The sequence below is a fragment of the Coprococcus sp. ART55/1 genome (genome assembly GCF_000210595.1).
Taxonomy (GTDB): Bacteria; Bacillota; Clostridia; order Lachnospirales; family Lachnospiraceae; genus Coprococcus; species Coprococcus aceti.
The window spans coordinates 2,068,177-2,083,965 of record NC_021018.1; the positions used below are offsets into that span (position 1 = coordinate 2,068,177).

The window sequence follows — 15,789 nt, forward strand, 5'->3', positions numbered from 1 at the left end:
GAAGGTATTTACGAATAAGGAGTTCGATATACTGTGCTTCCTTGCCAGCAACCCGAACAAGGTATTTTCCAAGGATGAGCTGTTCAGCAAGATATGGAATATGGACAGCATAGGAGATATAGCCACGGTTACTGTTCATATCAAGAAGATCAGAGAGAAGATTGAATTTGACACATCGAATCCACAGTACATAGAGACTGTATGGGGCGTGGGCTACAGGTTTAGGATGTGATAAGCCCCAGATGGCGAATGAGGAGAAAACAAATGAAATTAAACATTTTACATGAGGATAATGATATAATCGTGGCTGTAAAGCCATGTGGTGTGCCAACTCAGCCGGACAAGACCAATTCAGAGAGCATGGTGAGTATGCTCAAGCTCAGGATATACGAGAAGGAGAACAGAAAAGAGGAGCCATATCTTGTGCCTATACACAGACTGGACAGGCCTGTAGGCGGAGTTATGGTATTTGCCAAGACTCCTGAGGCGGCTGCAAATCTCTCAAAGCAGAGCGAGGATGGTTCTATGATGAAGTATTATCAGGCGATCCTCACTGGTGAGCTTCCAAATGACCAGGGAGTTTTGAAGGATTATCTTCTTCACGATACTAAGGACAACGTGACAAAGGTTGTGGACAAGGATACACCGGGAGCAAAGTATTCTGAGCTTGAGTATGAGGTACTTGACGTTATGGATACAGACGAGGGAACTCTCACATACGTGCTGGTGGAGCTTATCACAGGCAGACATCATCAGATCAGGGCTCAGTTTGCGAAGAGAAAGTGCGGAATATGGGGTGACACGAAGTACAACCCTAAGTTCCAGAAGACGAAGAAGAAATATAAAGAGATAGGTCTTCACGCGTCCAGATTGGAATTTGACCATCCGACAACAGGAGAACACATGGTGTTCAAGCATGAGCCGGAGGGCGGAGCATTTGCCATTCTGGATCTGGATGAGTTTTAGTTAAAATGTTATTTACAGGGCGGATGTTGGCATGTTTCGTGTTGACATACGTCCTGAAATTTTGTAGATTAAAGAGTGTATGCAATTAGGTAGTTCAGCTATGCAGCAGATATAGAATGTTTTAGAATTAAGGAGATAAATAAGATGGCAAACGATAAGAAGATGGTTGAAGCTATTACTTCCATGGATGAAGATTTTGCACAGTGGTATACTGACGTTGTCCTCAAGGCAGGACTTATCGCATATACCAACGTGAAGGGATGTATGGCTATCAAGCCAGCAGGATATGCAATCTGGGAGCTTATACAGAAGCAGCTTGATGAGAGATTCAAGGCTACAGGTGTGGAGAATGTGTACATGCCTATGCTTATTCCAGAGAGCCTTCTTGAGAAGGAGAAGGATCACGTTGAGGGATTTGCACCGGAGGTAGCATGGGTTACATATGGTGGACTCAATCCTCTTACAGAGCGTATGTGTGTAAGACCTACATCAGAGACTTTGTTCTGCGATTTCTACAAGAATGATATCCAGTCATATCGTGATCTGCCAAGGGTATATAATCAGTGGTGTTCAGTAATGCGTTGGGAGAAGGAGACAAGACCTTTCCTTCGTTCAAGAGAATTCCTGTGGCAGGAGGGTCACACAGCTCATGCAACAGCTGAGGAGGCTGAGGCAAGAACAATACAGATGCTGAATCTGTATGCAGACTTCTGTGAGGATGTACTGGCTATGCCTGTTATCCGTGGACGGAAGACAGAGAAGGAGAAGTTCGCAGGAGCAGAGGCAACATACACAATAGAGGCACTTATGCACGATGGCAAGGCGCTCCAGTCAGGAACAAGCCATAACTTCGGAGACGGATTTGCCAAGGCATTTGGAATACAGTTTACAGACAAGGACAACAAGCTCAAGTATGTTCATCAGACATCATGGGGTATGACAACAAGACTTATCGGAGCCATCATCATGGTTCACGGAGACAATTCAGGTCTTGTACTTCCTCCAAAGGTTGCTCCAACTCAGGTCATGATCATTCCTATCATGCAGAAGAAAGCAGGAGTGCTTGAGAAGGCAGCAGAGCTCCGTGAGAAGCTTGGAGCATTCAGAGTAAAGGTCGATGACAGCGACAAGAGCCCAGGCTGGAAGTTCTCAGAGCAGGAGATGAGAGGTATTCCTATCAGAGTTGAGATCGGACCAAAGGATATCGAGGCCAATCAGGCAGTTCTGGTACGCCGTGACACAAGAGAGAAGATCACAGTATCACTTGATGAGATAGATACAAAGGTTGGAGAGCTTCTTGAGACTATCCAGAAGGATATGTTCGAGAGAGCAAAGGCTCACAGAGATTCACATACACATGCAGCGCTTAACTGGGATGAGTTCAAGAATATCATCGACAACGAGCAGGGCTTTGTAAAGGCTATGTGGTGTGGCGAGACAGCTTGTGAGGAGGCTATCAAGGATGAGACAGGAGCATCCACAAGATGTATGCCATTTGCACAGGAGCATCTTTCAGATGTATGTGTACACTGCGGCAAGCCGGCCAAGAAGATGGTATACTTCGGAAGAGCATACTAAAATATAGATAATAATCATGTATAATAACTTCTTCAGCATTTTGCTGGAGAAGTTATTATTTTACAGATATAAAGATGCGGAGAGAAGATATATGAGAATAGACATTCCAGAGGGAGCAAATAAAGTTATAGAGGGTCTTGAGGCAGCAGGCTATGAGGCCTATATAGTCGGCGGCTGCGTGAGAGACAGCATACTCGGAAGAGAGCCGGGGGACTGGGATATCACCACATCTGCCAGACCTGAGCAGGTCAAGGAGATATTCAGGCGAACCGTAGATACAGGAATAGAGCATGGAACCGTAACAGTCATGATGGGCAAGGAAGGCTATGAGGTCACGACGTACAGGATAGATGGAGAGTACAGTGATCACAGGAGACCGGATCAGGTGGAGTTCACAGCCAGCCTTGAGGAGGATCTGAAGAGAAGAGACTTCACCATAAATGCCATGGCGTACAGCCACAGCAAGGGCATAATAGATATGTTTGGCGGTGTGCAGGATCTGAATGACAAGGTTATAAGAGCTGTCGGTGTGGCAAGGGACAGATTCGATGAGGATGCACTTAGGATACTCAGAGCCATAAGATTTGCGGGACAGCTTGGATTTGACATAGAGAGGGATACCCGAAAGGCCATGATCATCCAGGCACAGTACCTCAAGGATATAAGTGCGGAGAGGATCAGGGTGGAGCTCACAAAGCTCCTTGTATCAGATCACCCGGACAAGCTGCTCGAGGCCTATGTTACAGGTATCACTGCATATATCCTTCCTGAATTTGACAAGATGATGGAGCAGCCACAGAACAACCAGTATCACAGATACAATGTGGGTGTACACTCCATTGAGGCGGTTAAAAATATAAGAGCTGACGTCACCATGAGATGGGCGGCGCTTCTCCACGATATAGGCAAGCCATCCACACACACTGTGGACGAGAATGGAACAGATCACTTTTACGACCACCAGATCGCTGGAGTTCCACTGGCGGAGTCGGTTCTCAGAAGACTGAAGTTTGACAACAATACCATCAAGGACGTGTGCAAGCTGGTGAGATGGCATGACTTTGGCATGGGCTGCGTTCCGAAGAAGAATACCATCAGGAAGCTTCTCGGAGAGGTTGGAAAGGATTTCTTCCCATATATAATCGAGATCAAGAAAGCCGATATGGCTGCCCAGAGCGATTACAAGCTGGAGGAGAGACAGAGCCAGCTTGCGGAGCTTGAGAAGAAATATGAAGAGATCGTGGCAGATGCTGACTGCGTCAGGATCAAGGACCTCAAGGTAAATGGCGGAGACCTCATAAAGCTGGGAATAAAGCCGGGACCTCAGATGGGCGAGATACTTCAGAAACTGCTGGATATGGTTATAGAAGACCCGGAGAAGAACGGCAGGGAATATCTGCTGGATCAGGTAAAGCAGATGTAGGCATCAGCGATACCCGTCGTAAAACAGACAAATAAAAAGTTACAACTTAAGAATGAAACTTAACATCCCCTCATACAATTACTTAGCAGGCAGTTATGCTGCCAAGAGATGGTTGTAGGAGGGGGTTTTTATTTGGCTGAAAAAATGGGTGAAGTGTATGAAGCATACGATATGGAAGTACAGGGAACGGGCAGAGGCAGAGGTGCTGTGATCCTGATGACGGACAAGGGGGTCAGACAGGTGTCATCCCTGAATGGAACTGACGAGAGGCTTCAGCAGGAGAAGGAATTTAAGGATAAGATATATGAAAAGGGCTTCTGTAATATAGACCGGGTCGTGGCCAACAGAGAAGACGAGCTGGTGACCTGCGACAGGTATGGAAATCCATTTGTGTGCAGGGAATATTTCCAAGGGCGGGAGTGTAATGCATCAAGCATAAGGGATCTTGAGAAAGCAGTTATAAATCTGGCGTGGTTTCACAGAGCCGGAAGGGAACTGTACATGGAGGAGAATACGTCATACACAAAAAAAACTCCGGGAAATCTGGATAGAAAGGTAAATGAGCTTCGCAGGATAAGAAATTTTGTCAGCAGGAGAACCCTGAAGAATGACTTTGAGATGCTGTACATAAAGACATTTGATTATTTTTACAGCCAGGCAGAGAAGTGCCTGTCGCTGTTTCAGGATAATTTCACATACAACGACAAATGGCTTGGCTATTGTCACGGCTCGTATAATTATCACAGCGTGATGTTCTGTGATGGATACATAGCAACCATAAATTTTGACCGGTTCCATGTGGGATACCAGCTCATGGATCTGTACCAGTTTCTCCGCAAAGCCATGGAGAAGAACAGGTATGATATCACCATGGCGAAGGACATTCTGAGTGCGTACAGTCAGATCAATTATCTTGAACATGAGGATTATGAATTCATATATCTTATGTACAGTTTCCCGGAGAAGTTCTGGAAGATAAGTAACCGGTATATGAACACCAGAAAGAGCTACATATCCCCGGTTTTGATGGAAAAACTCCAAAAAGTTATCGAAGATGACCAAGAAAAGCTCAAAATTTTGAGTGAAATTAACGATACCTATGGACTTCACAAGCTGACAAATTAAGAGTATAATGTTGGGGCGTGGATAATAATTGAGTTAGACACGTGATACTGAATTGTGATGTATTTTACAGATGGTTTTTTCGTGTGTGTGTTTTCCATTTGTAGGATGCTCTATGGGTAACATAAAGCAATAGATTTCACAGGAGGCAAAATGATGAGCGATTATAATTACAAGGACGTGTATGAGCAGTGGGTGAACAATCCTTTGTTTGGTCAGGAAACCAAGGATGAGCTCTTAGCGATCAAGGACGACGAGAAAGAGATAGAAGAAAGATTCTATTGTGATCTTGTATTTGGAACAGCCGGACTTCGAGGCATCATCGGAGCTGGTACTAACAGAATGAACATATATGTAGTGCGCAAGGCTACACAGGGACTTGCAAACTACATCATCAAGGCGTGCAAGCAGGACAAAGGTGTGGCAATAGCTTATGATTCAAGAAGAATGTCACCTGAGTTCTCTATGGAGGCAGCTCTCTGCCTGGCAGCAAATGGCATAAAGGCTTACAGATTCGAGTCACTTAGACCGACACCTGAGCTCTCATTTGCAGTGAGATATCTGGACTGTGTAGCTGGTATCAATGTAACAGCATCACATAACCCACCAGAGTACAATGGATATAAGGTATACTGGGAGGATGGCGCACAGATCACACCACCTCATGACCAGGGAATCATGGCCGAGGTAAAGGCCATCACAGATTTCGCAGATACAAAGACCATGGACATGGTAGAGGCAAAGAAGAAGGGGCTTCTTGTAACTATCGGTTCAGAGGTTGATGACGCATACATGGGCGAGCTCAAGAAGCTCATCCTCAATCAGGATGCAATTGACAAGTATGGCAAGGATATCAAGATCGTGTACACACCACTTCACGGAACAGGCAACATCCCTGTAAGAAGGATTCTCAAGGAGATCGGATTTGAGAATGTGTACGTGGTTCCTGAGCAGGAGCTTCCGGATGGAGATTTCCCAACAGTTGAGTATCCAAACCCAGAGGCAAAGGAAGCATTTGCACTGGCACTCAAGCTGGCAAAGGAGGTCGATGCAGATCTCGTTCTGGCAACAGACCCTGATGCCGACAGACTCGGATGCTACGCCAAGGATTCCAAGACAGGTGAGTACAAGGTATTCACAGGTAACATGTCAGGAAGCTTACTCTGCGAGTATGAGGTAAGCCAGATGAAGGAGAAGAATGGCAGCCTTCCAGCAGACGGAGCAATCATCAAGACTATCGTTACTACCAACATGGTAGATGCTATAGCAAAGTATTATGGAACAGATCTCATCGAGTGTTTCACAGGTTTCAAGAACATTGGCCGTGAGATCCTCAGATTTGAGCAGACAGGCAAGGGAACATACCTCTTCGGATTCGAGGAGAGCTACGGATGCCTGATCGGAACCCACGCAAGAGACAAGGATGCCGTTGTTGCAACTATGGCTCTCTGTGAGGCAGCAGCTTACTACAGAGGTCAGGGCAAGACTCTCTGGGATGCGATGATGGATATGTACGAGAAGTACGGATATTATGTAGATGATATCAAGACCGTAACACTCAAGGGTGTTGAGGGATCTAAGAAGATCGGACACATCATGAATATCCTCCGTGCAAATGTACCTGAGGAAGTAGCAGGATACAAGACCAGAGTGGTACGTGATTATCGTCTTGAGTATATAAGGAATATCGAGACAGGTGAGGTTAAGCCTACCGGATTCCCGAATGCCAATGTACTTTACTACGAGCTTGAGAACGATGCATGGCTTGCGGTAAGACCATCAGGAACTGAGCCAAAGATCAAGTTCTACTACGGAATCAAGGGTTCATCATACGATGAGGCACAGAAGGAGTCAGCAGCATTTGGTGACAAGGTCATGGATCTTATCTACGATATACTTGAAAAGTAATAAAGAAAAATAATCATAAACAAACGGATTGTTACAGTGACGTATAATATACGGTCACAATGTAGCAGTCCGTTTTTTATTTTAAAATAAATTAAGTATACAAAGGAGGTAAACTGCTCTTATTATATGGGCAAAGACAGTGGGAGAATAGATTATGACAGAGAGTGTAAAGAAAAATAAAGAAATCAGGACAAATCGGTATTTCTGGATCGCATGCATAGTGCTGGTGTTACTGCAGTATGGACTGTGCATCCACTACGGGCTTAAGAGACAGTATCTGTTTTGTGATGAGGTGTACAGCTATGGCCTTGCAAACTCCACGGACAAGACTTTTCTCCATCCGGGAGAGGACAACACGCCACTTGATGAGTGGGTGACGGGGTCATATTTTGAGAACTATATGAATTATAACGATGATTCATTCAACTACAGTGCGGCATACAGAAATCAGGAAAATGATGTCCACCCGCCGGTATATTATATGCTGCTGCATACGGTGTGCTACTTTTTCAAAGGAGCGGGATACAGTGCAGTTCCGGGAATAGTGCTCAACCTCATACTCCTGATATTTGTGGATATTCTTCTGTTGTATGTGGCGGCATATCTGCTTGGAAACAGATGGTATGGACTGATGGCGGCAGCTCTGTGGGGCGTATCATCGGTGGGCATAAGCAACTGTATGCTCATACGGATGTATCTTCTTCAGACCTTGAATGTATTGCTGCTGACGGCGGTTCATGTATATATACTGAGACATAAAAAGAAGATGACCGTGCCGTATTTTATATTGCTGGCACTGGCGGTCATGTTCGGCGGACTCACACACTATTATTTCTACTTCTATGTTGCCGGACTTGGATTGTGTGTATGTATATACCTGTTGTATATGCGAAAGGTAAAGCAGATGTTTGCGTATGGCTTTAGTCTTGTTGCTGGATTTGGTGCGGCAATAGCGGTATTTCCCGCGACGATAAAACACATATTTGGTTACAGGGGAAGCTATGCTACCGATAATCTGATAGGACTTTCCGGTCACAAATTCTTATATTATATCAGTTATATAAACAGGTCGTATTTTGCAGGACTGCTTCCGCTGATCGTGCTTGTGGCACTGGTGCTCATCGTGGCAAGGATAGTGCTTTCATTTGTGGATATAAGGATATCCTTGGTCAGGAAAAATGATGGATTATCCTACAGAGTATGTACACACAGGAGAGATATAGATGCGGACAGAACAGGAAGGATAGAGTCACGCTCACTGTTATTGGCGGGGGTTATCGTGGCCGACGCCGTTCTTGCATTTGTGGGAATACAGGGGTCCGAGCTTGTAAATGCAAGATATATCTACTCGGCACTTCCTATAGTGGCTGTGTTTATGATATGGTGTATGATGAAGCTGGTTCCAGTAATAACCAGGAAGAGATGTGCAGTTGTAACCGCTGTCATATGCCTTGCATTATGTGCAGGCAGTATAGCTGTAAAGGGTGTAGACTGGCAGTACAGGGGCTACAGCGACTGGAGCACAGCCTTGGAGGAGATGAAGGGACAGGACTGTATCATACTGTGTCACGGAGATGGCAAATGGAACAACGTGTACGCGGGAATGAACGTATTTTCCCAGATGGGAAGATGCCGGTATGTGTACGAGGATGATATAGACAGCATCGCTGATCTGGTGAAGGACTGCGGCGATGAGATATATGTGGCAGTCATCAATGATCCAAAAATTGAAAAGAAAAAGATACACAAGATGACTGAGAAAATAGCAGAGATAACAAAGTATACAAAGAAATCTATAGAATATAGATTTTCAGGAATACGAATTTATAAATTTAAAGCAGGTGAAACAAAATGAAAAAAGTTAGCTTGATAATTCCATGCTATAACGAAGAGCAGGCTCTTCCGATATTTGCAGGGGAGCTGGACAAGGTGAGACAGGAACTCAGGCAGTATGATTTTGAGGTTCTTATGGTAAATGATGGTTCGTCGGATAAGACTCTTGAGACCATGAAAAAGATCTCAGAGGAATACGATTATTTCAAGTATTTGTCATTTTCCAGAAACTTTGGTAAGGAGGCTGCAATGTATGCGGGCTTCTGCAATGCAGATGGGGATTACGTGGCGGTGATGGATGCCGACATGCAGGATCCGCCAAGTCTGCTCCCGGAGATGCTCGGTATACTTGAGCAGGGAGAATATGACAGTGTGGCGACCAGAAGAGTCACCAGAAAGGGCGAGCCGCCGATAAGATCTTGGTTTGCGCGGATGTTCTACAAGATCATCAACAAGATATCCGACGCCGATGTCGTGGATGGCGCCAGGGATTTCAGGCTTATGAAGGCAGAGATGAAGGATGCCATCGTGTCGATGTGCGAGTACAACAGATTTTCCAAGGGAATATTTGGCTGGATCGGGTTCAGGACAAAATGGCTGGAATACGAGAATGTGGAGAGAGTTGCGGGCGAGACGAAGTGGAACTTCTGGAAGCTTTTCAAATACGCACTGGACGGAATAATCAACTTCTCCGAGGCGCCGATGAGTATAGCTTCAGGATTTGGAATATTTTGTACATTTGTCGCATTCGTCATGATGCTGTTCTTCTTCATAAGAAAGCTGGTGTGGGGAGACCCTGTTGCGGGATGGCCGTCACTTGTGTGCATCATACTGTTTGTATCAGGACTCCAGTTCCTGTGCATAGGAATAATGGGTAAATATATCGCCAAGACATATATGGAGACCAAGGGAAGACCACATTATATAATTTCCGACACCAATAAAGACGACGTGAATAAGATAAATTGATAACATTATGAAGCTGTATTGTGATGGAATGGTTATGATACAGCTTTATTTGGATGATAAGACGTTTTATGTAATATTTACATCCGTTACAGGTACATATAGTTGTAATTTGACTACTTGATAGCTTATAATTTAGATGATACTGTTTTAGTCAAATGGGGCTTATGTTTGGTAGACATGGGGGTAACATGCAATGAATCTTACAGTAAAATGTCCATCCTGCGGCGGTGTTGTGGTACTGAATCCTAAGACGAGGCAGCTGCAGTGTACGCAGTGTGATTCGGTGATCAGCAGAGGCATAGGAGAAGAAAACTCTGCCATGGTCAGGAATGAGGATGGAGAGCTTGTAGATAAGAGAAGCTATAAGGCAATTCAGAAGATTGCCAGAATAAAAAGATACATAACTGATGCCACGGATACGATATACACATTGGATGAGATCAATATTGGAAAGGATGATGAATCACCAAGGTATATGGATATGAATCTATATGAATGTACATCCTGTGGTGCAAGACTTATGGTGAAATCCACGGAAACTTCCAGTTTCTGTGCGTATTGCGGGCAGCCGATGATATTGGTTGACAGAGTTAAGGATGAACTGGAGCCGGACCTTATTATTCCATTTGGAATTTCTCAGAAGAGAGCAGAACAGCTTATACGTGACAGGTTCTGCAAAGGGTGGTTTGTTCCGGATGAGATAAAGAAATTTGAGATTGATAAGATACGAGGAATATATATACCATATTGGCTGGCATCTTATCATGTTAGAAAAAAGCTCAAGTATGTATTTCAGGAGAATGAAAAAGGCGAGCGCGTTAGTAATTATGAAAAATGCTTTGGTTCTATAGCAGCAGTTGCACAGAAAACTGCAGACAAAACAGTCACACACAATTGTATGAGAGATTGTGAGTGTACAGTTCCAAGGGTACCTGGTGATGCAACAAGAAGATTGAATGATCACATTTCGGCAAGACTGGAGCCTTATGATTTAGAGAAGGCTTTGACGTTTTCTCCAGAATATCTGTCCGGATTTTACACGGACAGGTACGATGTACCAGCTGCCGAGATCGCAGCCGTTGCAAAGAGAAAGAGCAATGATGCGGTGAAGGAAGAGATGATGAGCGATGTTCCGAAAAACGCCCGGATTACTGAGGAAAAAACGGATATAAAGATGACAGATATCGAGTATGCATTGCTGCCAGCGTGGTTCATGACTTTTCGTTATCAGGGAATACTCTATACCGTGGCGGTGAATGGGCAGACCGGCAAGGTCGTGGGAAATGTCCCATCCAACAGATTTAAGGTTGGGGCATCCATAGCGATACTTATGACAGTGATGGTTGTGCTTTGTACATATGTATCTGTATTTGTTGGGGGACTTATGACGGATCTATATAGGATAAGTGCAGGTGTGGGTGATTCAGGTGGAGCTTTTATGGTATTTTCCGCGTATGTGGCTGGAGTTATATATAGTTTGGTGAGCTTCTGGCGTGCGATCAACAAGCTTCACAGATCAAGGATAGATATTCACAGATTCAGAAGCTATGGCACTATAGAATACGTTAAGGAAAGGCAGGATAAGACATGGGTTCGATAGTATTTTTGTATGTTGCAATAGGTATCGTGTGCGGGATATGCTTAACGGTATCCATAGTGATTTCTGCTCTTGTAAGATCCAACAATATTGGACAGAATGAGGAGAAGAAAGCGGAATACGTTGATTATACTACATTTGTGTATCATGCAAAGTATGACAGCCACAGCCCGATTAACTATTTCGATGGATATTATAAGGATTGAGTCAGATCCTTCGATATCGCACAGAAGTTTATAGAGCAATGATATGATGACAAAACCAGGGGGATTTGGTATCATATTTTTGATATATTTTCACACAGGGAAAGGAATTGGAGGTAACAGGAATGAACGAGAATCAGGATCAGCAGTTTGGTCAGCCACAGGGAGAACAGCAGGTGGCAGATCAGGCACAGACAAATCAGCAGGCGGCGGAGAACAGCCAGCCACAGGCAGATCAGCAGGCAGCGGCTTACAGCCAGCCGCAGATGAGTCAGCAGGGAGTGTACAATCAGCAAGGCTATGGCCAGCAGATGAACCAGCAGGGTGCATACAATCAACAGGGTTACGGCCAGCAGATGAACCAGCAGGGTGCATACAACCAGCAGGGCTACGGTCAGCAGATGAACCAGCAGATGTATAATCAGCAGGGTTATGGCCAGCAGATGAACCAGGGAGCATACAATCAGCAGGGCTACGGTCAGCAGATGAACCAGCAGATGTATGGTCAGCAGGGCTACGGCCAGCCACAGATGAACCAGCAGATGTACGGCCAGCAGGGCTATGTACAGCCACAGCCGAAGAAGCCATCAGCAGCGGGCAATATGATAAATGATCTTCTCAAGAATGTGATAGGTCTTTTCAAGAGCCCTGCAGATACAGCGGGTGAGATGGTTCAGAGTGACAACATGGTTCCTGGCGGAATACTTGCAGGAGTAAATGCCATCCTCTCACTTATATTTGTAACTGTCGGATTCCTCATAATGGGATTTGACTTTGGCGATTCAATAGCAAAGGGATTCTACATGTTCTTCTTCACTATAATCGCAGCAGTCATCATGACAGCAGCGGTATTTATCGCCGGAGGAATTATATTCAAGGGTGGAATCACATTTGGAAAAGCACTTAACGCCGTTGGTGTATTTGCACTTTATGAGGCAATAGCAATGGTTGCAGGAATCATATTTGAGATCATCTCAGCACTCTTCCACAAGGTTGATTTCCTCAGCGGAATCATCGGAGGCTTTGGATACATACTCTTCCTCGGAATAAGCCTTTGCGGAATCGTGATCGCAGCTCATGCGTTATTCGATAACCTTGAGACAAATGACAACTCAAAGATATTTGCAGTTATCGCTGCTATAGTTATCTCAGTATTCCTCATCACTGTTATAGATAACATCGCAGAAAAGATATTCAGTGACAGCGCAACATGTGCAGAGCAGGTACTCAGCTACTTCAAGAACGCTGCAACAGTATTTGGTTACCGTCACTGGTAAGACATAATTTATAGATATTTTACAGGAAGCAGACAGATCTGAAAATTGACAGGTTTGTCTGCTTTTGTTAAAATATAAAGGTGTTTTTGGTGTTAACTTATATAAAAGGGTGGCAAAGATATGGTAAAGGAAAGGACGGGTTATGGTAAGAAAGGTTGGTTTAACTGACAGTGTTGGTTTTGCTTGTCTGGAAGATCTACAGTTGTCGAACTCCTATATGTGGGGTACCGCAATCAGTCTGGACTATTGTGGCAGAGAGGATTGTATAAAAGGCTGGAAGTTTGGTCCATACGTCAGAGAATCATATGTTATCCATATGGTAAAGAAGGGCAAGGGTACATTTACAATTGCGGGGAAGACTTATGAACTGGGACCTGGACAGGCGTTTATCATCAGACCTGGTGAGGAGACTACTTACAGGGCTGACGATGATGATCCATGGAGCTACATGTGGGTTGGATTTCATGGCTACAGAGCTGAAGATTTTATTGAGGCGATGGGGTATGTAAAGGGCTCACCTATCATCAAGATAGAGCAGATGGATACGTGTGCAGAATGTATCAACAAGATGCTCGAATATTCCCAGATCACACGTATAAACGAGGTGAAGAGAATGAGTGCACTGATGCTTCTCTTCGCAACCATTATGGAGGATAATGCCTCCGATGCGCAGGAATCTGATAACATTGAGTATCCAAGTAAGATATATGTAAAGGCTGCTGTCGACTTCATAACAGAGAAGTACATGAACAAGATCAAGATCGATGACATTGCGGATTTCATAGGAATCAGCAGAAGTCATCTGACAGGAAGCTTCAAGAAGGAGATGGGTGTATCTCCTCAGGAGTATCTTATCAACTTCAGATTGGAGAAAGCTGCAAGTCTTCTCCGGTCATCAAAGGAACAGATCAATATAATCGCATATCAGTGTGGTTATGAGGATTCTCTTTCTTTCTCTAAAGCATTCAAGCAGAAGTTTGGAATGAGTCCTAAGTCATTCAGGAATCTTGAGGTTGAGCTTGAGACGAATGATGCCAAGTTTGGACATGAGGCTTCGAAGCTGTAAGATATAATTGAATCAAAAAATTTGAATTAAGCAAAAGGCGGGTGTGCGATTTGTCGCACATCCGCCTTTGCTGTATTTACGATATACGGTAAAAACTACTGTCTGCCATGATATGAATTGTCAACGATAAGCTTCTTGGTCACCTTTGTGGATTCAGGATTATCCTCATCTGATTCAGATGTCTGGTCATCGCTGTGCATCCATGAAGCAGGATCGTCGTCCGTGTACTTCTTTGTGACCTCATCCAGATATGGGGTGAATGCCTTCAAAAACATGAATGATGATACATATGCTATAAGGCCAAAGCCACATACTATGAACACGAATATACCTACCATGAATACCTGAGTGCTGGATAGCAGAACATATGCAGGCAGAGTGTAGAGAACCATGATCACTATTGTAAATATGAAGTTCTTGGCTGCCAGGTAAATGGACTGCAAGAGAAGGTTCTTCAATGTGTTCTTAAAGGCACTTATGACAGGGAACAGGTAAATTGCGATGAAGCATGTCAATATCATAAGCACGACACTGGTGTAGTACATGAGCTTGTTCTCCTGTGGACCACCCTTGCCAAAAAGGTTGAAATCCAGAGTGAATATAAATGATATAAGAAGGAATAGCAGCCATGAAATCGTTGACTGTTTGAAATTATCCTTGAAGCCTTTGAAGAATAATTTCACTACACCTCCATTTTCGCCTGTCCTCTGCTTCTTTAACAGAGTGAAATACATTGCGCTCATGGAAGCTCCCATGGTGACTATGGGAATACTACACAATATAAATAGAATGTTCACTATTATAATATCGCCGAGCGTTCCAAAAAATCTGGAAAACCAGCCGTCACTGTTGAAAATGTTCATAAAATTCCTCCTGATGTAAAAAGTGATAATATCGTTTGTTTAACTATAGCACAAAAAGGTATGCCAATATATAGCGAATTTTACAATTTACCATAGGTATTCTACATTTTACCATAAAATAGCACAAAAACAGCGAACTTAACTACTTAAAAATATACATTTGTGACAAAAACCCATGATATTTTGACATTTTTCCATGTGAAAATGTTCACCAAAATTTTATAATTCAATCATAGAAAACACACAGAACGCCGTAAGGCGAACCGGCAGAACAGGACGCAGAATTCAGGGTATGAAAGAGAATGTGGGTGTCGTAAATCCTGCCGGTGATGTAAAAAGGAGGAAGGTTTTATGAGAAGAACATTAAAGAAAACAGTAGCAGTTGGACTTGCAGCAGCAACAGCATTTTCACTTTGCGCATGTGGCGGAAGCGGCGACGGAAGCAAGAGCGGCAGTAAGGATGCACTTGAGGTGGTTATCTGGGATAACAATCAGCAGAAGGGTCTGCAGCAGATATGTGATCTCTTCACAGAAGAGACAGGAATCAAGGTTGATGTACAGGTTAAGGAGTGGGATTCATACTGGACACTTCTTGAGGCTGGAGCATCAGGTGGAGATATGCCGGATGTATTCTGGATGCACTCCAACAACTCACAGATGTACATGAAGAACAACAAGCTCTTAAAGCTCGATGACTACATTGAGAAGAGCGATAAGGTTGATATGAGCAACTATATGTCAGAGATCACAGAGCTCTACACATATGATGGCTCATATTACGCAGTACCAAAGGATTACGATACAATCGCTCTCTGGTACAACAAGAAGATGTTTGATGATGCAGGACTTTCTTATCCAGATGAGACATGGACATGGGATGACCTCTATGATGCAGCTAAGAAGCTTACTAATGGCGATCAGTACGGTTTCTGTATGAACACATCAAACGATCAGGACACATACTACAACATGGTTTACTCAATG

14 protein-coding genes are annotated in these 15,789 nt (G+C 44.0%); 13 read left to right on the forward strand and 1 reads right to left on the reverse strand.

Going from position 1 to position 15,789, the window contains the following annotated elements; all coding sequences use genetic code 11:
* The 12 genes from CCU_RS09350 to CCU_RS09405 form a co-directional block, all read left to right on the forward strand.
* Window positions 1-232, forward strand: a 232-nt coding sequence (locus tag CCU_RS09350; protein WP_208896144.1) for a winged helix-turn-helix domain-containing protein, incomplete at its 5' end; no start/stop codon positions are given.
* 32 nt (window positions 233-264) lie between these two features.
* Window positions 265-966 (forward strand): RluA family pseudouridine synthase, encoded by a 702-nt coding sequence (locus CCU_RS09355; RefSeq protein ID WP_015534445.1) that lies wholly within the window; start codon window positions 265-267, stop codon window positions 964-966.
* A 144-nt stretch (window positions 967-1,110) separates the two neighbouring features.
* Window positions 1,111-2,544, forward strand: a complete 1,434-nt coding sequence (gene proS / locus CCU_RS09360; protein ID WP_015534446.1) for a proline--tRNA ligase — start codon at window positions 1,111-1,113, stop codon at window positions 2,542-2,544.
* 91 nt (window positions 2,545-2,635) lie between these two features.
* A complete protein-coding gene (locus tag CCU_RS09365) occupies window positions 2,636-3,967 on the forward strand; it encodes a CCA tRNA nucleotidyltransferase (protein ID WP_015534447.1) in 1,332 nt (443 codons plus the stop codon).
* A gap of 132 nt (window positions 3,968-4,099) precedes the next feature.
* Window positions 4,100-5,092 carry a hypothetical protein gene (locus tag CCU_RS09370; RefSeq protein ID WP_243105811.1) on the forward strand — a complete coding sequence of 331 codons (993 nt, stop codon included), beginning with the start codon at window positions 4,100-4,102 and terminating at the stop codon, window positions 5,090-5,092.
* A 153-nt stretch (window positions 5,093-5,245) separates the two neighbouring features.
* Window positions 5,246-6,997 (forward strand): phospho-sugar mutase, encoded by a 1,752-nt coding sequence (locus CCU_RS09375; RefSeq protein WP_015534448.1) that lies wholly within the window; start codon window positions 5,246-5,248, stop codon window positions 6,995-6,997.
* Window positions 6,998-7,151: 154 nt separating this feature from the next.
* Window positions 7,152-8,852 carry a hypothetical protein gene (locus CCU_RS09380; RefSeq protein WP_015534449.1) on the forward strand — a complete coding sequence of 567 codons (1,701 nt, stop codon included), beginning with the start codon at window positions 7,152-7,154 and terminating at the stop codon, window positions 8,850-8,852.
* A complete protein-coding gene (locus CCU_RS09385) occupies window positions 8,849-9,799 on the forward strand; it encodes a glycosyltransferase family 2 protein (RefSeq protein WP_015534450.1) in 951 nt (316 codons plus the stop codon). Before CCU_RS09380 ends, CCU_RS09385 begins: the two co-directional genes overlap by 4 nt.
* A 193-nt stretch (window positions 9,800-9,992) precedes the next feature.
* The gene (locus CCU_RS09390) at window positions 9,993-11,399 is read left to right on the forward strand and encodes a hypothetical protein (RefSeq protein WP_015534451.1); all 1,407 of its coding nucleotides are present in this window, start codon (window positions 9,993-9,995) and stop codon (window positions 11,397-11,399) included.
* A complete protein-coding gene (locus tag CCU_RS09395; protein WP_015534452.1) occupies window positions 11,387-11,602 on the forward strand; it encodes a hypothetical protein in 216 nt (71 codons plus the stop codon). Before CCU_RS09390 ends, CCU_RS09395 begins: the two co-directional genes overlap by 13 nt.
* Window positions 11,603-11,724: 122 nt before the next feature.
* Entirely contained in the window at window positions 11,725-12,876 is a 1,152-nt protein-coding gene (locus tag CCU_RS09400) for a YIP1 family protein (protein ID WP_015534453.1), read from the forward strand.
* Between the two features lie 142 nt (window positions 12,877-13,018).
* Window positions 13,019-13,942, forward strand: coding sequence for an AraC family transcriptional regulator (locus CCU_RS09405; protein ID WP_015534454.1), 924 nt, complete (start codon window positions 13,019-13,021; stop codon window positions 13,940-13,942).
* 95 nt (window positions 13,943-14,037) lie between these two features.
* Here the strand turns inward: CCU_RS09405 and CCU_RS09410 are convergent, their stop codons facing one another.
* On the reverse strand, window positions 14,038-14,805 hold the full coding sequence (locus CCU_RS09410; protein ID WP_015534455.1) for a YesL family protein: 768 nt from the start codon (window positions 14,803-14,805) through the stop codon (window positions 14,038-14,040).
* A 351-nt stretch (window positions 14,806-15,156) separates the two neighbouring features.
* Here CCU_RS09410 and CCU_RS09415 point away from each other — a divergent pair.
* On the forward strand, window positions 15,157-15,789 hold a 633-nt coding region (locus CCU_RS09415), incomplete at its 3' end, for an extracellular solute-binding protein (protein ID WP_208896146.1).